Here is a 25,359-nt window from a genome sequence, read left to right on the forward strand (position 1 = left end):
GTCCAATATTTTTGCTGATTGTGGAAAAAGTAAGTATGTTTGAATTAGAATCAAGTTGAAAATAAAGTGGATTTTAGCACTAAAATAGCGTGCAAAAATCTAAAATTGAACTATAAAAAACGAAACCATGAAACAATTAATTACAATTTTATTTATCGGATTAATCAGTTTTGCTGTTAATGCTCAAGCTAAAATTGAATTTAAATCTGAAACCATCGATTACGGTACCATCGAAAAGGGCTCGAATGGTGTAAGAACGTTTGAATTTACCAATACAGGTGATGAACCGTTAATTATTTCAAAAGTAACTTCAAGTTGTGGATGTACTATTCCTAAAAAACCTAAAGACCCTATTCTACCGGGCAAAACAGGTGAAATTGAAGTGAAATACGACACCAACAGGGTGAATCCTATTAGAAAAACAATTACTGTAATTTCTAACGCAGAAACTCCTACGGTCGCTTTAAAAATTAAAGGTGAAGTTATTGACCCCAGTAAAGAAAGCATCTTAGAGAAAAAAGGTAAAAGTGTTGTACAGCAATAAACACGAAATAATTATAATTTCAAATGGGCTTGAGTATAAATTCAAGTCCATTTTTTTTATCGTGAACTAATCGAACAAATCCTTTAAAACAAAAGTAAAATTTAGCGGGTTTCCTTTTCTTTCCACCCTTAATTTTATTCTTTTTCCGGTATCGTCATGAAACATTTGCATAATTTCCTGCAATGAATATTGAAACGTTTGCTTACCATTAATACTTATTATTATATCGCCTATTCGCAAGCCAGCCTGTTCCGCAGGCGAGCCTTTTCTAATCTCTACAATGCCATATGCTGGTTTTAAGGATAATTTATACTGAGTATCTAGTATAATTTTTGTTCTGTTTTCCATATTTTCACGTGGCTTGAGCCCCTTGGCCTCTGGCTCTTTTACAAACCTTATCCCATCGTGTGCCAACTCAATTCCCGACTTGTTATAAGTAAAACCCTGCCTAAAGAATTTGTTTTTCTTTAACCTCAACATAGCCTTTTGGTAATTAAAAACTACATTGAAGCGTTTTAAAATATTTCCGGACAAACTACCGTTCCTATTACTTATTTGTTGCGCAAAGATTACCGATGACGAATCTGGGTAAGCTACGTTGGCACGTTTCAATTCAAAGTTTTTTAAAGATAACTTTTCAACTTTAGAACGCTTGCCATAAACACTACCATTGAGTCCATAACCCAAAAAATCATAGAAATACTTATCACCCGACTCAATGCCTAATTTATCATTTTCAAATAGCCAAAGCGCATCACTCCCTCCAGAATCTATCAATAATTTAACCGGAATGTTTTTTCCTTTAATTTGAACTTCGGCATTTACATAAGGCTTTCCGTTATAAAACTCCAAATTAAAGGTTTCACATTTTCGACATTTTTTATTCTTATACTTTTTTGGCTCGGTTAACCGAATACGTTGTGTAGAATAATTAATTTCAACCACTAAGTCGCGAAACAAATCAAAGCCTACTATTCCGTGAATGGGAATGCCCAGCCTAGGCGACAAGTCTAAATCAGCATTAAAAATGGCATACAAATCCTGGTTTAATTTAATGGCTTCGCCTATCTTAAAAACATTGTTTTTTGATTTTAGTGCTTCAACCATTTTACCTTCGCCCAACCCTCTTAAAAAAATAGTTTCGGTTTCCTTGATATTTAAAGTATCTGAAACGTTTAAAAAATTAAATATAATGGGTTTACTAACTCCGGTATCCAACAAAAACGAAAGTTCGACACCATTAACTTCAACGGGCACTACGACCAAATTGTTAATTAACTTAAACCTAATTTTATCTGCCCCTTTTTTATTCTCTATAATAAACTTGCTTTGCGAAAAGCCGAATAGGCCTAAACACAAAAACAAAAGTATACCAGTTAATCGAAAGGTCATCAATACATTATAAAGGTTACTTCAATTTACAAATCTTTAGTGCAGCTCAACAATTTAGAGCTCATTTTTAAAAAAACTTTAAGATAATTTTCTCAACTTTGCAGCCTAAAAACAGTTTTTAATGCCAAGTATTTCACAAAAAGGCCATGATATGCCTGCTTCACCAATTCGTAAGCTTGTTCCGTATGCCGAACAAGCCATCGAAAATGGAAAGCACATCTATTACCTAAACATTGGACAACCCGACATAAAAACTCCCGAAGTAGCCTTAAATGCAGTAAAACAGAACGATATAGAGATTTTATCGTATTCTAGATCAGAAGGCTCTGATGAATATCGAGAGAAATTGGCAAAATACTTTAAAAGACATCAAATTGAAGTATCTCGCAATGACATTATTGTAACTACCGGGGCCAGTGAAGCCTTGCTTTTTTTGTTTAGCAGCATTATGGACCCTGATGACGAAGTGATTATTTCTGAACCTTTTTACGCCAACTATATTGCGTTTTCAACGGCTTCTGGTGTAAAAGTGGTTCCTGCAATTTGTAATATAGACGACAATTTCGCGTTACCGTCTATTGAAACGTTCGAGAAATTAATTACGCCAAAAACAAAGGCCATTTTAATTTGTAACCCAGGAAACCCAACGGGTTACCTTTATTCCAAGGAAGAAATTGAACAACTTGCCGCTTTAGCTATAAAACACGATTTGTTTTTAGTTGCTGATGAAGTGTACAGAGAGTTTGTTTACGACGGAAAAACACATTACTCCATTATGCAAGTTGAAGGCATAGACGAACATGCCGTAATTATAGATTCGGTTTCAAAACGATACAGCATGTGCGGTGCCCGTGTTGGCTGCCTAGTATCAAAAAACAAAACACTATTGCAAACAGCATTAAAGTTTGCACAAGCGCGATTGAGTCCGCCCACCTATGCCCAAATAGCTAGCGAAGCGGCCTTAGACACCCCTCAAAGTTATTTTGATGACGTTATCGAGGAGTACGCTGAACGACGTGATACCTTAATTGCCGAACTTAAAAAAATTGAAGGTGTTAAAGTAGCCAAACCGCAAGGTGCCTTTTATTGCATTGCTGAATTGCCCATTGAAAACGCAGACGATTTTGCGCAATGGCTATTAGAGCATTTTGATGTTGATGGGGAAACCATTATGGTGGCACCTGCTAATGGTTTTTATTCAACACCTGGCGAGGGTTTAAACCAAATTCGAATCGCATACGTACTTAATAAAGAAAGCTTGGTAAGGGCTGTTCATATTTTAAAAGAAGCTTTAAAAGTTTACCCAAACTAGTGCAAATTGAACATAACACATCATTAAAACCCTACAATACATTTGGCATAGATGTTATGGCCAAGTACTTTGTTTCGGTTAAAAATATTGCCGAACTCCATGAGGTACTAAGTTCAAAAAACTATGCTAAAAGACTTGTTTTAGGCGGAGGCAGTAACATATTGCTCACTAAAAACTTTGATGGTCTAGTAATCCACATAAACTTTAAAAGCATTGAGATTATTGCAGAAAACGATGATTTTGTTACCGTAAAAGCAGCAGCCGGAGAAAACTGGCACGAATTTGTTCTTTGGTGCATCAATAACAATCTTGGAGGAGTTGAAAATTTGTCTTTAATTCCCGGTAATGTTGGCACCGCTCCAATACAAAATATTGGCGCTTATGGTGTTGAACTTAAAGATGTTTTTGATAGCTGTGAAGCCATTGCTTTAGACACCAAAAAGTTAAAAACTTTTACCAAAACCGAGTGTAGATTTGGGTATAGAGACTCCATTTTTAAGCAGGAAGCCAAAGGAAAGTACATTATTACAAGCGTAAATTTTAAACTTACAAAACGCAATCACAACTTAAATGTGAACTATGGCACCATAACTACTGAACTGGAAAAAAACGGTGTTAACACCCCCACTATAAAAGATATTTCAAGTGCCGTTATCGCCATTCGTGAAAGCAAATTACCCAACCCCAAAGAAATTGGAAACAGCGGTAGTTTTTTTAAAAATCCTGTGATTTCAAATCAACATTTTGAAAAATTGCTGAAAAATTTCAATGATGCCCCCTCTTACCGCGTATCTGAAAATGAAGTAAAAGTACCCGCAGGTTGGCTTATTGAAAAAGCAGGCTTCAAAGGAAAGCGTTTTGGCAATTATGGTGTCCATAAAAAACAAGCTTTAGTACTGGTTAATTACGGTGGTGCAAACGGCAACAACATATTAAAACTTTCAAAACTTATACAAGGCACTGTAAAACGTATCTTCGACATTTCAATTGAGGCTGAAGTTAACATCCTATAATTTCAAAAGAAATGTCTAACTTTGATTTTTACGAACCATTCTAATCAAACACTAAACTGACTGACATTGATATCAGCAATTGAAAAAGAAATAGTTTCCCTGCTTCAAAATGGCGATAAAAGAGCCATCAAGCTATTGTACGAATATTATGCTGATGCTCTTTTCGGTGTTATCCAAAAAGTTATTTCAGACGAAGACACTGCTCAAGACGTCCTTCAGGAAAGTTTTGTAAAAATTTGGCGGTATTCAAAAAAATACGACCCTAACAAAGCTAAACTTTTCACTTGGCTTTATCGTATTGCCTATAACTCTGCCATTGATAAAGTTAGATCACAAAAAAACAAAAGTGGCAAAGAAGTCCAAATAGAAACTTCTAACGTATATAAATTAAACTCCAGTGAGTTAAATCAGGATGTTTTAGACATAAAAAAACACCTAAAAAGTTTAGATGAGAAATACCAAATAGTATTAAACGCCCTCTTTTTTGAAGGCATGACCCAGCAAGAAGCTAGCGACGAACTGGATATTCCGTTGGGAACCATAAAATCGAGATTAAAAATTGGATTGCGGGAATTAAAAAAAATCTACAATCCTCAATAAAAAACGTCATGAATGCGAAAATAACTACTTTTTTAAATTCTGGCCTATTAGAAAAATATCTATTAGGTGAAACTTCTTCTGCCGAAACAGAACAAGTGGAGTCTTATATTTCAAAATACCCAGAAGTACAGCATGCTTACAATACCCTTCAATATAATCTTGAAGTAGTTGCAAAAGCCAACGCTGTTGAAGCCCCCAAAGACATCTTAAATAACATTTTGGATGAACTTGACGACCAACCCGTTGTTAAATTAGAAACAAAACGCAAGTACAAAAAATGGTACAAACTAAGTATAGCTGCAAGTATAGCGGCCTTAGTTTTTGCTGGAACGTCGTATATGTTTTTCAATCAAACCCAAAAATTGAAAAGAGAAAACCAAGTGGTTGTTGATGAAATTTTTGATTTACGCGGAGACATTGCCAAAAACAACGAAATGCTCGATAATGTTATGCGTCAACTTTTAAAGCTCAACAATCCTGAAACCGAAAAATATATCATTAAAGGGAACGAAAGGGCAAAAGACCTTCAAACCGTAGCCTACATTAACGCCAAAGAAAAAACCTCGATGATTGATGTAGTATCCTTACCAGAGTTACCCGAAGAGCAGTGTTACCAAATTTGGGCAGAACTCCAAGGCAAAATGGTAAGTTTAGGTATTTTAAACAAAGCAGACCGAAAATTGAGAAACATCCCGTATATGGAAGATGCGCTTGGTTTAAATATTACCATTGAACCCAAAGGCGGCAACAACGTTGCTTCCACCGAAAATTCGGTAGCAGAAATTGATTTGCAATAGAAGATAAATTACTTAAAACATAGTGACATAAAAGCCTCATAGCAAATTGCTATGAGGCTTTTGCAATTTAAAAAAAAGGTAACTTTATTCTTTTGAAAATAAAGATTTATGGATAAAACCAGCTACTAAGGCGCCAGCAATGGGTGCTACCCAAAACAACCAAAGTTACCCCATAAACTCCCCTCCGGCAAATAAAGCCTGACTTGTAGAACGCGCCGGGTTAACAGAAGTATTTGAAATAGTAATACTTATTAAATGGATTAATGTAAGCGCTAAACCAATGGCAATACCAGCAAAACCCTCAGGGGCTTTGGGATAAGTACTCCCTAAAATAATAAGCAGAAATAGCATCGTAAGTACAAATTTTGTAATTAAAACAGATACCATGCCATACCCTCCCGGCGACAGTTCGCCATAGCCATTGGCCGCAAAGCCACCAATATCAACAAAATCAGATTTACCCAAAACAATAAGATACAGGACTGAAGCAGATACAAAAGCCCTGACAAGCTGTTGCTACAATATAGCCAATTACATCCTTGTCCGGAAATTTACCGCCAGCCCAAAGACCAATTGACACTGCAGGATTGAAGTGTGCGCCAGAAATATGCCCAACGGCATAAACATGGTTAATACCGTAAGACCAAAAGCTAAGGCACCCCCAACAAATCCAATGCCCAAATCGGGATAACCTGCGGCAAAATGGCACTACCACAACCGCCAAAAACAAGCCAAAACGCCCCGAAAAACTCTGCAAATAATTTTTTCATAATTGATTAGTTTAGCATCAATTAAATATAAGTTGTTAATTTTTAGACACATAAACAAAAAATTCGTCACAATTTCTATTTCAACACGTTCTGTTAAAAATTTATATTCAAAAGCTGTATCTTTGCAAAAAAATCAATAGAACACAGATGAAACTTCTTTTAATAACCGTAGCTTTATTAGGATTAGGTATAGCGGGAATAGCCATTAAAATTTGGGCAAAAAAAGACGGTAAATTTGCGGGTACATGCGCCAGCCAAAACCCCATGCTAAACAAAGAAGGGGAAGCGTGTGGTTTTTGTGGAAAAACGCCCGATCAATTTAGCGACTGTAAAGAACCCCAACATTCGTAGCTAGTTCATGGAGCTTCTTGGTTTTATTTACTGCGCATTTATTGTTGTAGTTGTAATTCAAATTATATTTTACGCATTCATTTTCGGAAAATTTGCGTTTTTAAAACCTCAAGAAGCACCTTCTAAAAGTTTACCTATTTCGATAATTATTTGTGCTAAAAACGAAGCACAAAACCTTAAGCGATTTCTACCTTCTGTAGTATCACAAGAATACCCAAGCCTTGAAATTGTTTTAATCAACGATGCCTCTAATGACGATACTTTAGAGGTTATGGAAGCTTACGCCGAACGTCACGAAAACATAAAATTGGTTAATGTAAAAAGCATAGAGGCCTTTTGGGGCAATAAAAAATATGCGCTCACTCTAGGTATTAAAGCAGCAAAAAACGAATACCTTTTGTTTACAGATGCCGATTGCCGCCCCCTATCAAAATTTTGGGTTAAAGAAATGGCATCGCACTTCAGCGACAAAAAATCAATTATTCTTGGCTATGGTGCCTACTCGAAAATTAAGAATTCCTTTTTAAACAAGGTTATAAGGTTCGAAACTTTAACTACGGCCGTGAACTATTTTTCATTTTCGCTTGCCGGATTACCTTATATGGGTGTTGGGCGAAATTTAGCCTATTCTAAAAAAGAGTTTTTTAAAGCCAATGGATTTATCACCCACATTAAAGTGCGTTCTGGTGACGATGATCTGTTTGTAAACCAAGTAGCTACAAAAGACAATACGACTATATGTGTTTCAAAAGAAAGCTTTACGGAATCAATACCAAAAACTACATTAAAATCATGGTTTAAACAAAAACGGCGACATGTTTCAACAGCGAAGTATTACAAACCCAAAGACAAAATTATGCTAGCTGCTCTATACATCTCAGGGCTTCTATTTTGGGCACTTGCCATTACCCTACTTATAACCCTATATCGCTGGGAAATTGTTGTTGGTTTGTTACTATTACGCCTCGTTATTCAATACACCTTTTTAGGATTATCAGCAAAAAAACTTAATGAAACCGATTTATTATTTTGGATGCCTTTTCTCGAAATTTTTCTCATTGCGACACAAATGGCTATATTTATAATCAATCTCATTTCAAAACCCAACCATTGGAAATAACGGAAGCCATTAAACGTGCAAAAAAAAACGACCAAAAAGCCTTCAATTATTTGTTGGACCTGTTTTGGGATGATGTTTACGGTTTTCAACTAAAACGCACCCAAAACGAAAACGATGCTGAAGACATCACCATCCAGACATTTTCTAGGGCATTTGACAGAATTGAAACGTTTAACGAAAAATACACTTTCAAAACCTGGTTAATCACTATCTCCAAAAACATCCATATTGATTTACTACGGAAAGAAAAAAACACAATAGGGCAAGTCATTTCAAAAGATGATAAGGAAGCTTTTCAAGTAATGGACGAATCACCTTCACCCGAAGATAAACTTATTACCGAACAGCATTTAGCCAAACTATTGCGCGATATAAAAAAACTGAAGCCACATTACCAAGAAATTATTAATTTACGCTACTTTCAAGAGCTCAGTTATAAAGAAATTTCAAAGAAACTGGATGAGCCCATTAATAACGTTAAAGTGAAACTGCTTCGTGCCAAGAAACTTCTTGCCGAGGTTATTAGAGAAAAATAATGCTTACTAAACTAAAAAACCTAGGTCCCGGATTATTGTTTGCTGGGGCAGCAATTGGCGTTTCGCATTTGGTGCAATCTACTCGAGCTGGCGCCGATTTTGGTTTGGGCTTATTATGGGCCCTACTTTTAGTGCACTTATTTAAATATCCCTTTTTTCAGTTTGGCCCAAGATATGCCACAGCAACCGGAGAAAGCCTTTTAGAAGGCTATAAAAAGCTAGGTAGGGGCATTTTAATGGTATACTTTTTACTTAACCTAGCCACAATTTTTACCATTCAAGCAGGGGTTACCATTGTTACCGCAGGCTTGGCCTCGACCCTTTTTGGTGATTTTATGGGTGTTCAAACCTGGACTATCATTATCATTATAACCTGTTTGGTGCTTTTAATTTTAGGACGCTATAGGCTACTCGATAAGCTGATGAAAATTATTATTATCACCTTAACAGTAAGTACCGTTGCAGCCGTGAGTATTGCCCTGCTTAACAATACCGAAAGTATTTTATTAACCCAAATACTTCCTGACAACAAACTCGAAATTATATTTTTAATCGCTTTTATGGGCTGGATGCCTGCTCCTCTAGATGTTGCTGTTTGGCAATCGTTATGGGCTATTGAAAAAAACAAAGACAGCCAAAATTACAATACAAAATCGGCCCTGTTCGATTTTAACGTAGGCTACATGGGCACTGTTTTTTTGGGAATCTGTTTTGTACTTTTAGGAACCCTTGTAATGTTCAATAGCGGTGAAACATTTAGTAATTCGGCAACTGTATTCTCAAGCCAGTTAATTGGTATGTACACCGCCAACTTAGGCAATTGGGCCTATGTTGCTATTGGTATTGCAGCATTCACAACAATGTTTAGTACAACACTGACTACTTTAGATGCTTCACCGCGAGCCATGGAAAAAACCACACAATTACTTTTTAAAAAAACCTCAAAATTTAACTATACGTTCTGGATTGCCCTGCTTTCCATAGGAACAATCTGCATTTTTCTGTTTTTAGTTTCAGAAATGGGATTGCTTATTGAAATAGCAACCACTTTGTCGTTCGTAACTGCTCCTTTTTACGCCATAATCAATTACAAGTTGGTATCGAGCAAACATATGCCAGAAGCCTGGCGACCCTCAAAAAAAATGCATGTTTTAAGCGTTTTAGGCATTGCGTTTTTAATTGGATTCAGTATTTGGTATCTAAGCACCTTATAACCTTCATTTAAAAGAATACTTCGTATCTTTGTTGTCAATTTTTTTTACGATATGAAAACGGATACCGCTTCAAATATACTACCAGAACGCAAAACCAAACCCAAATGGCTTCGTGTAAAGCTTCCAACGGGCAAAAAGTACACTGAATTACGTGGATTGGTTGACAAATACAAATTAAACACTATTTGTACTTCTGGAAGTTGCCCCAATATGGGCGAGTGTTGGGGAGAAGGCACCGCTACATTCATGATTTTAGGAAATGTATGTACCCGTTCTTGCGGTTTTTGTGGTGTAAAAACAGGCCGACCGGAAACAGTAGACTGGGACGAACCAGAGAAGGTAGCACGTTCCATAAAGATCATGAAAATAAAACATGCTGTACTAACTAGTGTTGACCGTGACGACTTAAAAGACATGGGCAGTATTATGTGGGCCGAAACGGTCAAGGCCGTGAGGCGAATGAACTCCGAAACGACACTAGAAACCCTTATTCCCGATTTTCAAGGCATAGAAAAACACATAGATCGCATTGTTGATGTTGCACCAGAAGTGGTGTCGCATAACATTGAAACCGTTCGTAGGTTAACTCGCGAAGTAAGGATACAAGCACAATACGACCGAAGCATGGGGGTTTTAAAATATTTAAAATCTCAGGGACAAAGACGCACAAAATCTGGAATAATGTTAGGATTGGGCGAAACTCGTGAAGAAGTGATTGAAACATTACACGATTTAAAGGAAAACGATGTAGACGTGGTTACTATTGGGCAATACCTCCAGCCAAGCAAAAAACACTTACCCGTAAAGCAGTTTATAACACCAGACCAATTTAAGGAATACGAAGAAATAGGGCTCGCCCTTGGTTTTCGCCATGTAGAAAGCAGCGCATTGGTACGCTCATCATACAAGGCTCAAAAACATATTAATTAAGGATGATTAAAGTTGCCATCAACGGATTTGGAAGAATTGGCAGACGCGTTTTTAGGCTTCTTCAAAATCACGACAACATTAAGGTTGTTGCCATTAACGATTTGGCCGACGCAAGAACCTTGGGCCATCTACTAAAGTACGACAGTGTTCACGGCATTTTTAACGGTGAGATTTCAAACCATGATAAAGCCATTTTGGTTAATGGAGAACATGTTCCGTTGCTAAACCATTCGCACCCTAAAGACATCAATTGGAAACCTTTCGATGTTGATTTTCTTATCGAATCCACAGGAAAATTTAAAACATCGTCGCAACTAAAGCACCATATACAAAATGGCGCTAAGCAGGTTATCTTGAGCGTTCCGCCCGTTGAAGACGATATAAAAACCATTGTTATGGGCGTTAATGATCATTTAATTGAAGGTAACGAACCCATTATTTCAAATGCATCGTGCACAACCAACAATGCGGCTCCAATGATAGACATCATTAACAAGTTTTGCGGTATAGACCAAGCTTATATTACAACGGTGCATTCGTATACCACCGATCAAAGTTTGCACGACCAACCCCATCGCGATTTACGACGATCAAGAGCTGCAGGTCAATCTATAGTTCCTACAACCACGGGGGCTGCTAAGGCTTTGACTAAGATTTTCCCTAGCCTTTCCGATGTTATTGGTGGCTGCGGCATTCGGGTTCCTGTTATAAACGGCTCTTTAACCGACATTACATTTAACGTTAAAAAAAACGTTTCAATTGACGACATTAACCATGCCTTCAGAGAAGCCTCAAATAATCATTACAAAGGCATTATTGAATATACCGATGCTCCAATTGTCTCCATCGATATTGTTGGAAACACACATTCTTGCATTTTTGATTCTCAAATGACGTCGGTTATAGGAAACATGGTAAAAATAATAGGTTGGTACGATAATGAAACGGGCTATTCCAATAGAATTATTGACTTACTACGCAATTTATCGGAAAAAAAATGCGTTTTATCGATAAAATAATTATATTTGTCGCAATAGTTTTGAATAAAGTCCCAAATGAAGAACTACATTTTTATTATAATTGTGCTTTATAGCCTGTGTTCTTGGTCGCAAAAATCAATCGATAACGACCCCGAGTTGGCACAGAATAATATAAACTATCGTATTTCTGAATCTCAAGTGGAGTTGGAAAACTTCAACTATTATAAAGCCCAAAAAAACTTGGATGAGGCTTTAAAGTTGGCAAAAATTGCCGATAACAAAAAAAGTATTGGTTTAGTACACACTTTAAAAGGGCGCATTCAACTCATTATTGACGAAAAAGAAAAAGCTATAAAATCGTTAAACAAGGCGATTGAAATCCAGCGTATTATTAACGACAACAAAAACCTGGGAGTTTCTTACAAAACCTTTGGGGATGTATATTTATCAAAGAAAAACTATTACTCGGCTTTAGACTCGTACACTGCTGCAAAATCTAAATTTGAGGAAGAAGGGTTAAACGAATATTTATCTGAAACCCTTCTTCAAGAAGGTAAAACGCACGAAGAATTAAAAAACTATAATAAAGCTCGTGATGTTATTGAACAATCTATCGCTTTATCCAAAAACTATGGGTACCAAAAAATATTGAGTGAAGCGCTTATTCAACAAGCCATAATATTTGAAAAATTAGGTGATAACGAAAAAGCTCTTGAAATAGCCCACGAAGGCGTTCAAATTGCAAAAACAAATCAATACACCAGTATCTTAAACCAAGGGTACTTTGTTTTGAGCAACCTCTATGAGAACAAACAAAACTTTAAAACTTCCAGGGATTATTTAAGCGCCTTTGTAACATTGTCTGATTCCATCAGGAGCTTAACACGTATTAATTCTACACGAGACCTAGAGACACAGTATCTTTTGAGTGAAGAGATTGAGAAAAATAAACTGTATTCTGAACAACTTGAAAAGGCCGAAGACAGCAACAACCTACAAACATTAACCTCAATACTTAGTGTTGCGCTAATTACAATTTTATCGCTTTTAACCCTATCGTTGTACAAGAATAACAACATTAGGCTGAAAACCAATAATATGCTTCACAAGAAAAATTCTGAGCTTATTATTGCCAAAGAAAAAGCAGAACTGGCTTCTAAAACCAAGGCTAATTTCCTTTCTACGGTAACCCATGAGTTGCGTACACCGCTTTACGCCGTTACTGGTTTAAGCAACATGTTACTGGATGAAGACCCCAAACCAGAACAAATACAGCACTTAAAATCGTTAAAATTTTCGGGTGATTATTTACTTACATTCATTAACGATATCCTTCAAATAAATAAAATTGAAGCAAACAAAGTTGATGTTGAACCCGAGGTTTTTAACCTCAACAAAAAAATAAACAATATTATTCTTGCCCTAAACAATTCGGCGCAAGACAACAACGTAAACATTCATTTTGAGTACGATAAAGACCTCCCCGAAAACTTCATTGCCGATCAATTAAAGATTTCCCAAATCTTGATAAACTTGGTTGGTAACTCCATTAAATTCACCAAAGACGGCGATATTTGGATTCGAGTTTACAAAATAGAGGAAAAAGACAAAATTTATACCTTGCGTTTCGAGATAGAAGACAACGGTATTGGCATTAGCCAAGAGAAACAGGACCATATGTTTGAAAGTTTCTCGCAAGGTTCTATTCAAATTAACAGAAAATACGGAGGTACAGGTCTTGGACTTTCTATCGTTAAAGGCTTAATTGATATCTTAAAAGGAAAAATATATGTAAAAAGTGAACTTAACGTTGGTACTACTTTTTACTTTGAAATTCCTCTTGAAAAAACGACTGTTAAAGAAGCCGAAGACAATAAAACGACCTACTTTGATGGCAACAAAGACGAAATTGACCTAAGCAGTGTTAAAATTTTAGTGGTTGAAGACAACAAAATCAACCAAATGATTACCAAGAAAATTTTAACTAAAATGGAACTTAAGTGCGATATTGTAGACAATGGTGAGGATGCCGTTGAGCTAATTAAAGCCAATGATTATAATATTGTTTTAATGGACATCCACATGCCGGGAATTAGTGGTATTGAAGCCACAAAAATTGTTAGGTCTTTTGACAAAGAACTCACCATTTTTGCGCTTACGGCAGTAACCATTGAAGACAAAATGCACGAGTTTGAAGAAGCTGGTTTTACCGACATTATCCCTAAACCCTTCAAGCAGGAAGAATTCGAGAAAAAATTATACAACGCCCTGACCAGCAAAAAAGACAAGACTCCTAGCGCTTAACAAAACGCTTAATTAGCGCATTAAACTCTTTTTCATTCTCAATAGTTGCTTGTATTGGCAAGTAATATAATTTTTCTTTTAACGCATCAAATTGTTTCAACCTCATAAAATCTTTTTCGGTTGTAACAATAACATCATTATTAACGAAGGTTTTTATCTCCTGTGGTTCAAAATTGTGGTGGTCTTTAAAATTAAAGTGTTCAAATTTCAGGCCTTTTTTCTTTAAAAATTTAACCAAATGGCTGGCATTGGCTATACCGGTAACTAAGGCAAAATTATTTAATGTATTTACATCCAGACTTTTATTTTCAGCTAGCAAAATCTCGGAATAAACGATTGAACTAAAAAACACCTGTTGATGCGATAACGGAGAAATTCGGTCAATAATGGCTGCTTTCTTAGTCGAATTTAAATGTTCAGGGCATTTGGTTACCATAATAACATCAGCCCGTTTTGCTCCACGGCGTGGTTCGCGTAAATTCCCTGTAGGCAATACAATATCTTTAAAATAAGGGTTTGCGAAAGTAGTAAGCAAAATATTAAAACCTGGCTTTACTTTTCTGTGCTGAAAAGCATCATCAAGAATAATTACTTCTGGACGGTTGTTTAACGCTCTTAACTTTTCAATACCGTTTTGTCTGTCGGCATCTACAGCAACAGCAATACTATCCTTAAATTTATTGAAGAATTGAAACGGCTCATCTCCGATGGTTTCGACCGTTGTATATTTGTCAGCAACTTGAAACCCTTTAGACTTACGTTTGTACCCGCGGCTTAAGGTTGCAATCTGCTTATCTTCTTTCAATAGTTTAACCAAATATTCAACCATAGGTGTTTTTCCTGTGCCACCAACACTTAGGTTTCCAACGCAAATCACAGGAAAGTTGTATGATACCGATTTCTTAACTCCCCAATCATACAATGTATTCCGCAACCAAGTCACCATAAAATAAATGGGCACCACAGGAAAAAGCAAGTATCGCAATATTTTCATTACAGCGAAAGTAATTATTTTATCTTTGAAGTAAAACTTAAATTATTATGATTGTACAAGACGTCATAAACCACTTAGAAACCTTGGCGCCTTTGGCTTATGCCGAAGATTTTGATAATGTAGGCCTTTTGGTGGGCGACAAAAACACCAACATCACAGGTGTTTTGGTCACATTAGATACACTTGAAACCGTGGTAGATGAAGCTATTGAAAAAAACTGTAATCTAATTGTGAGTTTTCACCCTATTATTTTTAAAGGGCTTAAAAAACTTACGGGAAAATCGTACGTAGAGCGTGTGGTGATTAAAGCCATAAAGCACGACATAGCTATCTACAGTATGCACACCGCCCTAGACAATGCGTTGCAAGGTGTAAATGATATGATTTGCAATCAGCTTGAACTAGAAAACAAACGCATTTTAATTCCGCAAAGCGCAACCATAAAAAAACTTACCACCTATGTACCAAAAGATGAGGCCGATAACTTAAGAGCGGCGCTTTTTAAAACTGGTGCGGGCAGTATTGGAAACTATGACGATTGTAGTTTTAATGTAGAAGGTTATGGCACGTTTAATGGCAACGAAGCCTCAAATCCAACAAAAGGGCAAAAAGGGCACATACATACCGAGGCCGAAACGAAAATAACCATTACTTATGAAAAGCATTTGGAACAACAATTGCTCCAAACGTTGTTTAAATCGCATTCTTACGAAGAAGTCGCTTACGAAATAACCACTTTAGAAAACAAAAACCAAAATATTGGCATTGGTATGGTTGGCGAATTAAAAAAACCTTTAGATGAAACCGCATTCTTAAAGCATTTAAAAACTAAAATGGGCACGCCCTGCATACGCCATTCGGCATTTCTAGGCAAAACTATCAAGAAAGTTGTCGTTTTAGGGGGCTCGGGTAGTTTTGCTATTTCGGCTGCCAAAGGTGCTGGTGCTGATGCTTTTGTAACTGCCGACCTTAAATATCACGACTTTTTTCAAGCCGAAAACAACATGCTTTTGGCCGATATTGGCCATTATGAAAGCGAACAGTTCACAAAAAATCTTTTAGTAGCCTATCTTACAAAAAAAATTCCTAATTTTGCAATCATTTTATCAAAGACAAACACCAATCCTGTTAAGTATTTTTAAAGTATGGCTAAAAAGAAAGAAGCAACTGTAGAAGAGCGTTTAAGAGCTTTATACGATTTACAACTCATCGATTCCCGAATTGATGAAATTAGAAATGTTCGTGGAGAACTGCCTTTAGAAGTTCGCGATTTAGAAGATGAAGTAGCTGGATTAAACATAAGATTAGAAAAACTTGTTGCCAGTTTAGAAGTTATCGATAACGATATTGCAGGTAAAAAGAATTTAATTGAAGAATCTAAAGCTTTGATTAAAAAATATGGTGAGCAACAAAAAAATGTTAGAAATAACAGAGAATACAACTCACTAACCAAAGAAATCGAGTTCCAAGAGCTTGAAATAGAGTTAGCCGAAAAGCACATAAAAGAATTCAAGGCACAAATCGAGCAGAAAAAAGAAGTTATAGCTGATACCAAAGAGCGTTTAAAAGAGCGCGAGACGCATTTAAAGCACAAAAAAGGTGAGCTTGATGATATTTTGGCCGAAACCGAAAAAGAAGAACAAGCGCTTTTAGAAAAATCGGAAGAATACAAAAAACAAATTGAAGAACGTCTAGTAAAAGCTTACACAAGAATTAGAACCAACGTAAAAAATGGCTTAGCCGTTGTACCCGTTGAAAGAGGTGCTTCAGGTGGTTCATTCTTTACCATTCCTCCACAAATACAGGTTGAAATTGCATCGCGTAAAAAAGTAATTACCGACGAGCACAGTGGCCGTATTTTGGTTGATCCGGTTTTAGCTGAAGAAGAAAAAGAAAAAATGGGCAAACTGTTTACCAAATTAAACTAAGTCTATTTTCAAGATATTTAAAAGCCTTCAATTTTAAAATTGAAGGCTTTTTTATTTAAGGTTTTTAGTTTTTATTCGTCTACCTCATAAAGAATAAAAAACACTTCTATGAAAACCTTAGTTCCCTTAATTACCCTTATTCTATTGTTTAGTTGCCATAACTCGGCACAAAACACCCCAAAACAAGATGCCATAATTAATGCCGACCCGGTTGAAATTCCAATGGAAAACGGACTGGCCAAAGCCTATTTTGCCAGCGGGTGCTTTTGGTGTGTCGAAGCTATTTACGAAAGCGTAAAAGGTGTAAAAGAATCGATTTCTGGATATTCTGGCGGGCATACCCAAAACCCAACCTACGCCGATAGTAATACCGGCAGGACCGGACATGCAGAATCTGTTGAAATCATTTATGACCCCAAGGTTGTTAGTTTTGAAACCTTGGTTGATGTATATTTTGCTTCGCAGAAAGTCACTCAAGTAAACGGTCAAGGTAACGACAGAGGTTCACAGTACCGTTCTATTATTTTTTACCAGAATGACGAACAAAAGCAAATTGTTTTAAAGAAAAAAGAGGCCTTGGCTAAAAAATTAAATGTTAAAATTGCTGCCGAAGTGTACCCGTTTCAAAAGTTTTGGATTGCCGAAGACTACCATCAAGATTACGAAAAACGGCATCCCAATCACCCGTATATTAAAAATGTATCCATCCCAAGATTGAATCGGTTTAAAGCAAAAATGCCTGAGGTTTTAAAAGAAGACAGCCATTAAAACACCATACCCGTATTTGACTTTGTAAAAATTTTCAACTATCTTCGTTTAACGACGGATATAAGTCATTAAAAAAAACGACGCATATCCTTGAAGTTAAACGAACACTACAATTTTGTTGCTTTAATCGTAAAAATCAAAGGGTATAATTGGTTTTTTGTTACAAACATACCGTCTTCCGTTTTGGTTAAATCGGGTAAGACGTTGTATGGGCTTTCGTTGTGCTCGTTTAAACAGTCTATGTGCAAACCCGCTTCGGTTAAAGCGTTAATGACTTCGCTCAATCCGTGGTTCCAGCCGTATTCTTTGCTGGTAATTTTAGCATTTTCGTTAGCATAAGTGCCTTCGTATTCTTCGTAAATTACGTCGTCCTGCATATAGCCGTACCTCATTTTTGGTGGTTCGCTTAAATAATCGAACATCCAAACAATGGGATGGAATTCGGCTATAAAAAAGGTACCGCCCACTTTTAATCGCTCGGCAATCATTTTTCCCCAAGGTTTTAAATCGGGTAACCAACCTATCACGCCATAGCTTGTAAACACGATATCAAATTGCTCACTAATGTATTTTGAGGTGTCCAATACATTGCAGCATACAAATTGGGCATTCAACTGTAATTGATCATTCAGCTTTTTGGCCAATTTGATGCCCTCTTCACTAATATCAATCCCTGTGCAATTGGCACCCATTCTACCCCAACTCAAGGTGTCTTGTCCGAAATGACACTGCAAATGCAATAACGACTTTCCTTTAACATCTCCCAAAGCTTCCAACTCGTAGCGCATTAAAGACGATTTTCCTTGTTTAAACGCTTCAAGATTATACATAGCACTTTTAGCGTGTACCTTTACTTTATCGTTCCAAGTTTGTTTATTGGTTTCGAAATAGGTTTTGTTGGCATCCATTTATAGTTATATTATGAAAAGAATTAAAAATAGGCAAAATGGGCCGTAAACAGTTCTTTAACCGCTTACAAATTCTGCTTCAAAAAGATTTGAAAAATGCTTTAATAGCTTCTCTTTAACCTCAGCTTCAGCCACTCGTTTTTTTCCAAGTTCAACATTTAAAGACGTTACGGCCTTTCCGCGTATCCCACACGGAATAATATTATCAAAATACCCCAAATTAGCATTTACATTTAAAGCAAAACCATGCATGGTTACCCAGCGGCTGGCACGTACACCCATGGCACAAATTTTTCGGGCAAAAGGCGTGCCTACATCTAGCCAAACACCGGTTTCACCCTCGCTTCGCTCAGCTTTTAAACCATATTCGGCCAAGGTTAAAATAATCATTTCTTCGAGCAATCGAAGATACTTGTGGATGTCTGTGAAAAAATTATCAAGATCTAAAATGGGATAGCCTACAATTTGCCCAGGACCATGATACGTTATATCACCACCACGATTAATTTTATAAAACGTGGCTCCTTTTTCGGTTAGTTGCTCTTCATCAAGCAACAAATTTGACAAATCGCCACTTTTACCTAGTGTATAAACATGCGGATGCTCAACAAACAAAAAATAGTTATTCGTTTCGTTATGGACATCTTCTCGCCTATTTTTTATTTTGGTATCAACAATACCTTTAAAAAGCTCTTCTTGAAAATCCCAAGTTTGTTTGTAATCTTTAAAGCCTAAATCCTGTAACTGAACGGTTTTATTCATAGGCAACAAAATTACGATATTTTTATGTTTTAGCGATTTGGGTTGTTAAGTATAACCAATGCTGCAATAACACCTGGTACCCAACCGCATAGCCAAAGTAAGAAAACAATAATTATGGAACCGCAGCCTTTATCTAGCACAGCAAGGGGCGGACATATAATTGAAAGTATAACTCTCCAAATACTCATTTTTAAATTTGATTTTATTGATTGATGATTATCTATATGACGCAAAAAACACGACTTCGTTACAAAGAAAACGACACTATTATTAACTAAAATTTTAAAGAAATAATTATTAGTTTAGTAGCCATGACAAAACCATGGCTAATCTTACTTTTACTGCTTGTTGGCTTTACAGCTAAAGGCCAATACAAATTTACTGGGCATATTGATAACAACCAATGGCACAACTATGTTTACCTTTCTGCTATTGAAGACTACCGAAAAATTTCTGGTGTTTATTTTGAGCAGATTGTGGCCCGAACCTCTACCGATAGCCTTGGATATTTCAGCTTTAAAGGCGACCAACTGGAAGACAAAAACCGCATTTACAGAATACATGTAGACAACTGTTTTGAAAACGAACAAAACCAAAACCATTTTGACGGGCACTGCGACGATAGCAAAGAGGTTATTTTTATTGCCAAAAACACCGACACCATTGTATTGCCCGTTACTTTTGGCAACCAAATGTTTTGCGACATAAAATCAACAAACCAAAAATCGGCAGCATTTGTAAAAATTGATTCTTTGAAAGAAGAAATGAAATTTGCCTTTAGTGAATTTAGAAGTGAGGCCAACCGAAAGCTGAACACCAAAAAGTGGTTTGAAACACTTCAAAATTACGGCAAAAACCTTAACGAACCTCTGGCCGAACTCTACATATATGCCTTCTTATCGAATCGGGGCAATAATTTTCACGAACATTATTTAGAAGATCTTAAAAACAACAACTATTACGAAGGCTTGCTAAACCGATTGAAAAAAACTTATCCAAACTCAACTTATACCGCGCAGTATAAATCTGAATTAAATTCTGACAAATATATAGTCAATAGTACCACAGAAGCTGATTTCAACTGGAATTTTTTGCTTTACTTTTTACTAGCTGGTTCAGTAGGGCTAAATATTTGGTTTTGGTCTTCGAGCAGAAAAGACAAAATTAATTCAATCTCAAAAGCCAAAGAACAACTTACCAAACAAGAACAAAATATTTTGGATTTACTACTGCAGGAAAAGACTAATAAAGAGATTGCCGACACACTTTTTGTAAGCATAAGCACAGTAAAAACACACATAAACAATGTTTACAAAAAACTAAACGTGCAATCTCGAAAGGAAGCTAAATCACTGTTCAACAAAAACTTATAAAATACCAACCCCGGTACTAGTCCTTTTTTCAACCCTATAAAAGTTTCTTTTACGAAAGTATTTTATGATGTTTGTGTTAATATAAATCAAAAATAAGACTTATGAATACAACCATTAAATTACCTCAAACCGTAACTTCCAAATTAATCCTACTCACCTTTTTGGTTATTTCAGCCACAAGTTTTTCGCAAGAAGAAGCCAAAAATGAAAAAGTTGGAGTGCTATCCTTTAAAACCGATGTTATTGATTACGGAACAATAGAACATAAAGCCAATGGTGAACGTACTTTTGAATTTACTAACACGGGCGATGCTCCTATTGTAATTTCAAACGTAAAAACATCATGTGGCTGCACCGTTCCTTCTTACGCAAAAGAGCCAATTTTACCTGGAGAGTCCAGCGAAATTAAGGTGAAATATGCCACAAATAGAATTGGCGCCTTCAAAAAAACCATTACAGTACTATCTAACGCTACAGAACCTTCAAAGGTTATCAGAATAAAAGGTACGGTTTTAAAACCAGAACCTGTACCAGCTGAAAAATAATTTGAACATATATTATTTACAAAAAAAATCTATGTGATAGTTGTATGCTAATTTTTTGAAAATAACGTAATTTTGCACTCGTCTTTAAAAAAGGCAAAATTCAAAATCAATAATTAGCATGCAGCTTTCAGAACAAGAATTAGTTAGAAGAGAGAAATTAAACAAACTTCGCGATTTAGGAATCAATCCTTATCCAGCCGAACTGTACCCCGTAACCCATACTTCTAAAGAGGTAAAAGACCTATTTGAAGAAGGCAAACAAGTCGTGGTTGCAGGACGCTTAATGATGGTTAAAGTTCAAGGTAAAGCAAGTTTTGCGCAATTACAGGATGCTGAAGGAAAAATCCAAATATACTTTAACCGTGACGAAATTTGCCCCGGTGAAGACAAAACCAAATACAACGATGTTTTTAAAAAATTGCTCGATTTTGGTGACTTTATAGGCATTGAAGGCGAATTGTTTAAAACCAAAGTCGGCGAAAAAACAATAAAGGTTAAAGATTTTACACTGCTTAGTAAGGCTTTAAAACCACTACCTGTTCCAAAAGAAAAGGATGGCAAAATATACGATGCCTTTACTGATCCCGAGCAACGTTACAGACAACGGTATGCCGATCTAGTGGTAAATCCGAAAGTAAAAGATGTATTTGTAAAACGCACAAAACTATTTAATGCCATGCGTCAATTTTTTAATGACGCTGGTTATTTTGAAGTAGAAACTCCTGTTTTACAACCTATTCCGGGAGGTGCTGCTGCACGACCATTTGTAACGCACCACAACTCGCTCGATGTTCCGTTATACATGCGAATTGCCAACGAATTGTATTTAAAAAGACTAATTGTAGGTGGTTTTGATGGTGTTTATGAGTTTTCTAAAAATTTCAGGAACGAAGGGATGGACAGAACCCACAACCCAGAGTTCACCGCCATGGAAATTTATGTAGCCTATAAAGACTACAATTGGATGATGGATTTTTGCGAGCGTCTTTTAGAACATTGTGCTACTGCAGTAAACGGAACCACAAAAGTAACTTTTGGCGAACACGAAATAGACTTTAAAGCGCCTTATGCCAGAGTAACTATGGCCGATTCCATAAAGCATTTTACAGGTTTCGACATCACGGGAAAAACTGAAGCTGAAATACGTCAGGCAGCTAAAGACCTAGGTGTTGAAGTAGATGAAACCATGGGCAAAGGCAAATTAATTGATGAAATATTCGGCGAAAAATGTGAAGGTAATTACATCCAACCAACCTTCATAACAGACTACCCAAAGGAAATGAGCCCGCTTTGTAAAGAACATCGAGACAACCCAGAATTGACCGAACGTTTTGAGCTTATGGTCTGTGGTAAAGAAATTGCCAACGCCTATTCTGAACTTAACGATCCTATTGATCAACGCGAACGTTTTGAACACCAATTAAAATTGGCAGCAAAAGGTGATGATGAAGCGACCGAGTTTATCGATTACGATTTTCTTCGTGCTTTAGAATATGGTATGCCACCTACATCGGGCATGGGTATTGGCATGGACCGTTTAATTATGTTTTTAACTAACAACCAGTCGATACAAGAGGTATTGTTTTTCCCTCAAATGCGACCTGAGAAAAAAGCCATAGCCGTTAGTGAAGATGCGAAAGCTGTTATTGAAATATTGAAAAAATCGGAAAAACTCGAACTTGTAGATTTAAAAACACAATCTGGGCTTTCGAACAAAAAATGGGACAAAACCATAAAAGAACTCACCAAAAATAACTTAGCGAAAGTTGAAAAAACAGAGGATGGGTTATTTGTTGAGATGGTTTAAATTTAAAATCCCCCTTTCAGCAAAAACCTTTATTTTTTAAATTCAAAAAAAATATTATAAATTCGACACCAATTATAGTTGCTATGCAACACCTATTGTAGCTTACAATCACAACGCTATTGCACTTCTCTCTTAAATAGCCCCTAACTTATAAATGCAATGTTAAGCAAGCTCAACAAAAAAGTTATTCTTTTACCTTTGGCATCGTTTATTATAACATTGCTAATTGTTTTAACAGTTTGGAATAAATACGCAAAAAGCAATAATAAGCTCATTGAAGACAATGTTATCCAAACCGGAAGGCTTATTTCTAAGGAGTTTAAAAACATTGTTGAAACCGATTTAGCTCAAATCCAGAACCTTAAAAACAGGATTGAGTTCACCAATGGCTTATACCTTAACCATTGGGAAAAGGATGCTAGCATGCTTATCGAACAAAACCCTTCGTTTAAATTTCTCGAATGGATAGACAGCACGATGGTAATTCGAAAAATAATGCCGCTAAAAGGCAATGAAGATGCTTTAAACCTAGATATTTCTCAGTTAGATTACCGCCGGGACGAATGGTTAAAACATCGCGAGAACAATTCGGCAAACATCACACACTGGGTTAAGCTCACACAAAGCGGACATGCTTTTTTAGTAGATTTCCCTGTTAACTTTCAGGGCCAATTTCAAGGCACCATAACCGGTGGCATGGATTTTAGGAAAAAATTCAACAAATTGGCCACAAGTCTTGAAGGCCAATATTCTATTGAATTACGCGACCATAAAAACAACCTTTTCTACAGCCTTAATACCGGAAACAAAATTGAAAAAGAAAAAAACCTGTTCTACAAAGAATACATTTTAGTCGATAACCTAGATAATCAGGAATGGCAATTGGCAGTATACGCAAGCAATAAGCTTTTAGATTTAGATAACAGGCTAATTACAAACATTGCTTTGGGCATTGGTTTTGTGTTTTGTTTTTTAACCAGCTTTTTAGTTTACTTTTATTTAAGGGCAAGAGCGGGAACCAAATTGGCTTTACAATCAAACGCCAAGCTACAGCATACCAACGAAAAATTAAATATTGAACGTAACCGTGCAGAAAAAGCCTCGAAAGCTAAATCGGAATTCCTCTCGAACATGAGCCACGAAATACGAACTCCTCTCCACGCCATTTTAGGCTTTATTGAAGTTTTGAAAGGCAGCAAACTAAACAGAACAGATCATGAGTATTTAGGGCTAATGGAAAAATCGTCAAACAACTTATTAAATATTATAAACGACATATTAGATATTGAAAAAATAGAATCTGGCGAAACCGAACTTATCCAAACCAACTTTAACCCACTTGAAAAAATAAAAGACTTATTAGATGTTAACCAATTCATCTTTTTAAAAAAGAATCTTTATCTAAATTCCAACATTAAAAATGTACATGGGCTAAATGTTATTGGAGATGAAAGCAAGTTTATTCAAGTAATAAACAATATTGTAAAAAACGGTCTAAAATTTACCAACACAGGAGGTGTGAGTTTAAGCTACAGTGAAGCGCTACTGCCTGGAAACAAATTAAATATAAAATTAACGATTAAGGATACAGGGATTGGCATTCCTGAAGATAGAATAAACACTATTTTTGATAGGTTTACGCAAGTTGAAAACACCGTAAAAAAACAATACGAAGGCAGTGGTTTAGGCCTCGCTATTTGCAAAGTTTTAATTAACATGATGGGAGGACAGATAATGGTTAATAGTACTCCAAACGAAGGTACCTCGTTTAAGTTTAACATGGTGTTCCCTATTGCTAAAAATCAAGCCCCAGAAAAAAACACCCCATCAAGCAAGAAAATTAACCATACCGACCTAAATGTTTTAATAGTTGATGACAACAATCTAAACGTTATAGTTCTTAAAAAATTCCTTGAAGATATAGGTATTGAAGCCGATTCGGCAAAAAACGGAAAACTGGCTCTTGATAAATTTAGCCAAAAGGACTACCAGTTAATTTTTATGGATATCCACATGCCAGAAATGGATGGATGGGAAGCTACAAAAGAGATTAGAAAACACAATAATGAAGTTATCATTTTTGGGCTTTCAGCAAATGTAACAACGGAAGCCATCGATAAAGCTCTAGAAAGTGGCATGAACAATTATCTTTCAAAACCATTTAAAAAAGAACACCTATACAAATTATTGTTTTTCTATTTTGGAAACGAATAAATAGAGATTATACATTAATCAGTAAAACATGTATATGCCCTTACATAACCACCATTAAAAACAAAAAGCCAGTTATAAAATAACTGGCTTTCATTAACAAACTAAACTTTAACTTTTCTGCATTTTCACAATGCACTAACTAAACTAACACTACAAATAGACGCAATATTTTTCAACTATTAAAGTATTTTTGAAAT

24 protein-coding genes and 1 pseudogene are annotated in these 25,359 nt (G+C 36.1%); 19 read left to right on the forward strand and 6 right to left on the reverse strand.

Annotation, left to right across the window (positions count from 1 at the left end; all coding sequences use genetic code 11):
- Positions 1-127 precede the first annotated feature (127 nt).
- A complete protein-coding gene (locus GSB9_01335; GenBank protein ID UKM64778.1) occupies positions 128-544 on the forward strand; it encodes a DUF1573 domain-containing protein in 417 nt (138 codons plus the stop codon).
- Between the two features lie 66 nt (positions 545-610).
- On the opposite strand, the gene GSB9_01336 is transcribed toward GSB9_01335, so the two are convergent.
- Complete coding sequence (locus GSB9_01336) at positions 611-1,936, reverse strand: PDZ domain-containing protein (protein ID UKM64779.1); 1,326 nt, start codon at positions 1,934-1,936, stop codon at positions 611-613.
- A 121-nt stretch (positions 1,937-2,057) separates the two neighbouring features.
- Between GSB9_01336 and GSB9_01337 the strand changes: the two genes are divergently transcribed.
- From GSB9_01337 to GSB9_01340, 4 genes are all read left to right on the forward strand, one after another.
- Entirely contained in the window at positions 2,058-3,248 is a 1,191-nt protein-coding gene (locus tag GSB9_01337) for a pyridoxal phosphate-dependent aminotransferase (GenBank protein UKM64780.1), read from the forward strand.
- A complete protein-coding gene (murB, locus tag GSB9_01338) occupies positions 3,248-4,261 on the forward strand; it encodes a UDP-N-acetylmuramate dehydrogenase (GenBank protein UKM64781.1) in 1,014 nt (337 codons plus the stop codon). The genes GSB9_01337 and murB overlap by 1 nt, the downstream gene beginning before the upstream one ends.
- A 66-nt stretch (positions 4,262-4,327) precedes the next feature.
- Entirely contained in the window at positions 4,328-4,861 is a 534-nt protein-coding gene (locus tag GSB9_01339) for an RNA polymerase sigma factor (protein ID UKM64782.1), read from the forward strand.
- Positions 4,862-4,869: 8 nt separating this feature from the next.
- On the forward strand, positions 4,870-5,658 hold the full coding sequence (locus GSB9_01340; protein UKM64783.1) for an anti-sigma factor: 789 nt from the start codon (positions 4,870-4,872) through the stop codon (positions 5,656-5,658).
- A gap of 84 nt (positions 5,659-5,742) precedes the next feature.
- Here GSB9_01340 and aqpZ read toward each other — a convergent pair.
- Positions 5,743-6,428 (reverse strand): annotated as a pseudogene (aqpZ, locus tag GSB9_03280) (aquaporin Z).
- Positions 6,429-6,575: 147 nt separating this feature from the next.
- Here aqpZ and GSB9_01342 point away from each other — a divergent pair.
- From GSB9_01342 to GSB9_01348, 7 genes are read left to right on the forward strand one after another with little or no spacing between them, the layout of a single operon-like run.
- Complete coding sequence (locus tag GSB9_01342) at positions 6,576-6,779, forward strand: membrane or secreted protein (GenBank protein ID UKM64785.1); 204 nt, start codon at positions 6,576-6,578, stop codon at positions 6,777-6,779.
- A 7-nt stretch (positions 6,780-6,786) separates the two neighbouring features.
- Positions 6,787-7,899 carry a glycosyltransferase gene (locus tag GSB9_01343; protein ID UKM64786.1) on the forward strand — a complete coding sequence of 371 codons (1,113 nt, stop codon included), beginning with the start codon at positions 6,787-6,789 and terminating at the stop codon, positions 7,897-7,899.
- Positions 7,890-8,435, forward strand: a complete 546-nt coding sequence (locus GSB9_01344) for a sigma-70 family RNA polymerase sigma factor (GenBank protein ID UKM64787.1) — start codon at positions 7,890-7,892, stop codon at positions 8,433-8,435. Before GSB9_01343 ends, GSB9_01344 begins: the two co-directional genes overlap by 10 nt.
- Entirely contained in the window at positions 8,435-9,649 is a 1,215-nt protein-coding gene (locus GSB9_01345; GenBank protein UKM64788.1) for an Nramp family divalent metal transporter, read from the forward strand. Before GSB9_01344 ends, GSB9_01345 begins: the two co-directional genes overlap by 1 nt.
- Positions 9,650-9,700: 51 nt before the next feature.
- Positions 9,701-10,579: a lipoyl synthase gene (gene lipA / locus GSB9_01346; protein ID UKM64789.1), complete on the forward strand. Its 879-nt coding sequence runs from the start codon at positions 9,701-9,703 to the stop codon at positions 10,577-10,579.
- A 2-nt stretch (positions 10,580-10,581) separates the two neighbouring features.
- The gene (gap, locus tag GSB9_01347; protein UKM64790.1) at positions 10,582-11,598 is read left to right on the forward strand and encodes a type I glyceraldehyde-3-phosphate dehydrogenase; all 1,017 of its coding nucleotides are present in this window, start codon (positions 10,582-10,584) and stop codon (positions 11,596-11,598) included.
- Between the two features lie 36 nt (positions 11,599-11,634).
- Entirely contained in the window at positions 11,635-13,863 is a 2,229-nt protein-coding gene (locus tag GSB9_01348) for an ATP-binding protein (GenBank protein ID UKM64791.1), read from the forward strand.
- Here the strand turns inward: GSB9_01348 and lpxK are convergent.
- Positions 13,853-14,857: a tetraacyldisaccharide 4'-kinase gene (gene lpxK / locus GSB9_01349; protein ID UKM64792.1), complete on the reverse strand. Its 1,005-nt coding sequence runs from the start codon at positions 14,855-14,857 to the stop codon at positions 13,853-13,855. The two genes, GSB9_01348 and lpxK, sit on opposite strands and share 11 nt — an antisense overlap.
- Positions 14,858-14,904: 47 nt before the next feature.
- Here lpxK and GSB9_01350 point away from each other — a divergent pair, with 47 nt between their 5' ends.
- The 3 genes from GSB9_01350 to msrA all read left to right on the forward strand — a co-directional run bounded on the left by GSB9_01350 (position 14,905) and on the right by msrA (position 17,553).
- Entirely contained in the window at positions 14,905-15,999 is a 1,095-nt protein-coding gene (locus GSB9_01350) for a Nif3-like dinuclear metal center hexameric protein (GenBank protein ID UKM64793.1), read from the forward strand.
- Positions 16,000-16,002: 3 nt separating this feature from the next.
- On the forward strand, positions 16,003-16,785 hold the full coding sequence (locus GSB9_01351) for a hypothetical protein (GenBank protein UKM64794.1): 783 nt from the start codon (positions 16,003-16,005) through the stop codon (positions 16,783-16,785).
- Between the two features lie 108 nt (positions 16,786-16,893).
- Positions 16,894-17,553, forward strand: a complete 660-nt coding sequence (gene msrA, locus GSB9_01352) for a peptide-methionine (S)-S-oxide reductase MsrA (GenBank protein UKM64795.1) — start codon at positions 16,894-16,896, stop codon at positions 17,551-17,553.
- Positions 17,554-17,660: 107 nt separating this feature from the next.
- On the opposite strand, the gene GSB9_01353 is transcribed toward msrA, so the two are convergent.
- From GSB9_01353 to GSB9_03285, 3 genes are read right to left on the reverse strand one after another with little or no spacing between them, the layout of a single operon-like run.
- A complete protein-coding gene (locus tag GSB9_01353; protein UKM64796.1) occupies positions 17,661-18,461 on the reverse strand; it encodes a class I SAM-dependent methyltransferase in 801 nt (266 codons plus the stop codon).
- Positions 18,462-18,518: 57 nt separating this feature from the next.
- On the reverse strand, positions 18,519-19,223 hold the full coding sequence (gene lipB / locus GSB9_01354; GenBank protein ID UKM64797.1) for a lipoyl(octanoyl) transferase LipB: 705 nt from the start codon (positions 19,221-19,223) through the stop codon (positions 18,519-18,521).
- A gap of 29 nt (positions 19,224-19,252) precedes the next feature.
- Positions 19,253-19,411 carry a YqaE/Pmp3 family membrane protein gene (locus GSB9_03285; GenBank protein ID UOR30061.1) on the reverse strand — a complete coding sequence of 53 codons (159 nt, stop codon included), beginning with the start codon at positions 19,409-19,411 and terminating at the stop codon, positions 19,253-19,255.
- Between the two features lie 123 nt (positions 19,412-19,534).
- Here GSB9_03285 and GSB9_01355 point away from each other — a divergent pair, with 123 nt between their 5' ends.
- The 4 genes from GSB9_01355 (at position 19,535) to GSB9_01358 (ending at position 25,162) form a co-directional block, all read left to right on the forward strand.
- Positions 19,535-20,596, forward strand: a complete 1,062-nt coding sequence (locus GSB9_01355; GenBank protein ID UKM64798.1) for a helix-turn-helix transcriptional regulator — start codon at positions 19,535-19,537, stop codon at positions 20,594-20,596.
- 101 nt (positions 20,597-20,697) lie between these two features.
- On the forward strand, positions 20,698-21,141 hold the full coding sequence (locus GSB9_01356; protein ID UKM64799.1) for a DUF1573 domain-containing protein: 444 nt from the start codon (positions 20,698-20,700) through the stop codon (positions 21,139-21,141).
- A gap of 118 nt (positions 21,142-21,259) precedes the next feature.
- Positions 21,260-22,948 carry a lysine--tRNA ligase gene (gene lysS, locus GSB9_01357; GenBank protein UKM64800.1) on the forward strand — a complete coding sequence of 563 codons (1,689 nt, stop codon included), beginning with the start codon at positions 21,260-21,262 and terminating at the stop codon, positions 22,946-22,948.
- A gap of 159 nt (positions 22,949-23,107) precedes the next feature.
- On the forward strand, positions 23,108-25,162 hold the full coding sequence (locus tag GSB9_01358) for a response regulator (protein UKM64801.1): 2,055 nt from the start codon (positions 23,108-23,110) through the stop codon (positions 25,160-25,162).
- Positions 25,163-25,359: the final 197 nt, after the last annotated feature.

It is taken from the genome of Flavobacteriaceae bacterium GSB9 (assembly GCA_022749295.1).
Taxonomy (GTDB): Bacteria; Bacteroidota; Bacteroidia; order Flavobacteriales; family Flavobacteriaceae; genus Flavisericum.

Excerpts from the sequence above, each read along its gene's own strand:
- lpxK (UKM64792.1), bottom strand. The coding sequence starts at position 14,857 with ATGAAAATATTGCGATACTTGCTTTTTCCTGTGGTGCCCATTTATTTT.
- GSB9_01337 (UKM64780.1), top strand. The coding sequence starts at position 2,058 with ATGCCAAGTATTTCACAAAAAGGCCATGATATGCCTGCTTCACCAATT.
- lipB (UKM64797.1), bottom strand. The coding sequence starts at position 19,223 with ATGAATAAAACCGTTCAGTTACAGGATTTAGGCTTTAAAGATTACAAA.
- gap (UKM64790.1), top strand. The coding sequence starts at position 10,582 with ATGATTAAAGTTGCCATCAACGGATTTGGAAGAATTGGCAGACGCGTT.
- msrA (UKM64795.1), top strand. The coding sequence starts at position 16,894 with ATGAAAACCTTAGTTCCCTTAATTACCCTTATTCTATTGTTTAGTTGC.
- lysS (UKM64800.1), top strand. The coding sequence starts at position 21,260 with ATGCAGCTTTCAGAACAAGAATTAGTTAGAAGAGAGAAATTAAACAAA.
- GSB9_01340 (UKM64783.1), top strand. The coding sequence starts at position 4,870 with ATGAATGCGAAAATAACTACTTTTTTAAATTCTGGCCTATTAGAAAAA.
- GSB9_01336 (UKM64779.1), bottom strand. The coding sequence starts at position 1,936 with ATGACCTTTCGATTAACTGGTATACTTTTGTTTTTGTGTTTAGGCCTA.
- lipA (UKM64789.1), top strand. The coding sequence starts at position 9,701 with ATGAAAACGGATACCGCTTCAAATATACTACCAGAACGCAAAACCAAA.
- GSB9_01355 (UKM64798.1), top strand. The coding sequence starts at position 19,535 with ATGACAAAACCATGGCTAATCTTACTTTTACTGCTTGTTGGCTTTACA.
- GSB9_01343 (UKM64786.1), top strand. The coding sequence starts at position 6,787 with ATGGAGCTTCTTGGTTTTATTTACTGCGCATTTATTGTTGTAGTTGTA.
- GSB9_01342 (UKM64785.1), top strand. The coding sequence starts at position 6,576 with ATGAAACTTCTTTTAATAACCGTAGCTTTATTAGGATTAGGTATAGCG.
- GSB9_01335 (UKM64778.1), top strand. The coding sequence starts at position 128 with ATGAAACAATTAATTACAATTTTATTTATCGGATTAATCAGTTTTGCT.
- GSB9_01348 (UKM64791.1), top strand. The coding sequence starts at position 11,635 with ATGAAGAACTACATTTTTATTATAATTGTGCTTTATAGCCTGTGTTCT.
- GSB9_01351 (UKM64794.1), top strand. The coding sequence starts at position 16,003 with ATGGCTAAAAAGAAAGAAGCAACTGTAGAAGAGCGTTTAAGAGCTTTA.
- GSB9_01353 (UKM64796.1), bottom strand. The coding sequence starts at position 18,461 with ATGGATGCCAACAAAACCTATTTCGAAACCAATAAACAAACTTGGAAC.
- GSB9_03285 (UOR30061.1), bottom strand. The coding sequence starts at position 19,411 with ATGAGTATTTGGAGAGTTATACTTTCAATTATATGTCCGCCCCTTGCT.
- GSB9_01345 (UKM64788.1), top strand. The coding sequence starts at position 8,435 with ATGCTTACTAAACTAAAAAACCTAGGTCCCGGATTATTGTTTGCTGGG.
- GSB9_01358 (UKM64801.1), top strand. The coding sequence starts at position 23,108 with ATGTTAAGCAAGCTCAACAAAAAAGTTATTCTTTTACCTTTGGCATCG.
- GSB9_01356 (UKM64799.1), top strand. The coding sequence starts at position 20,698 with ATGAATACAACCATTAAATTACCTCAAACCGTAACTTCCAAATTAATC.
- GSB9_01350 (UKM64793.1), top strand. The coding sequence starts at position 14,905 with ATGATTGTACAAGACGTCATAAACCACTTAGAAACCTTGGCGCCTTTG.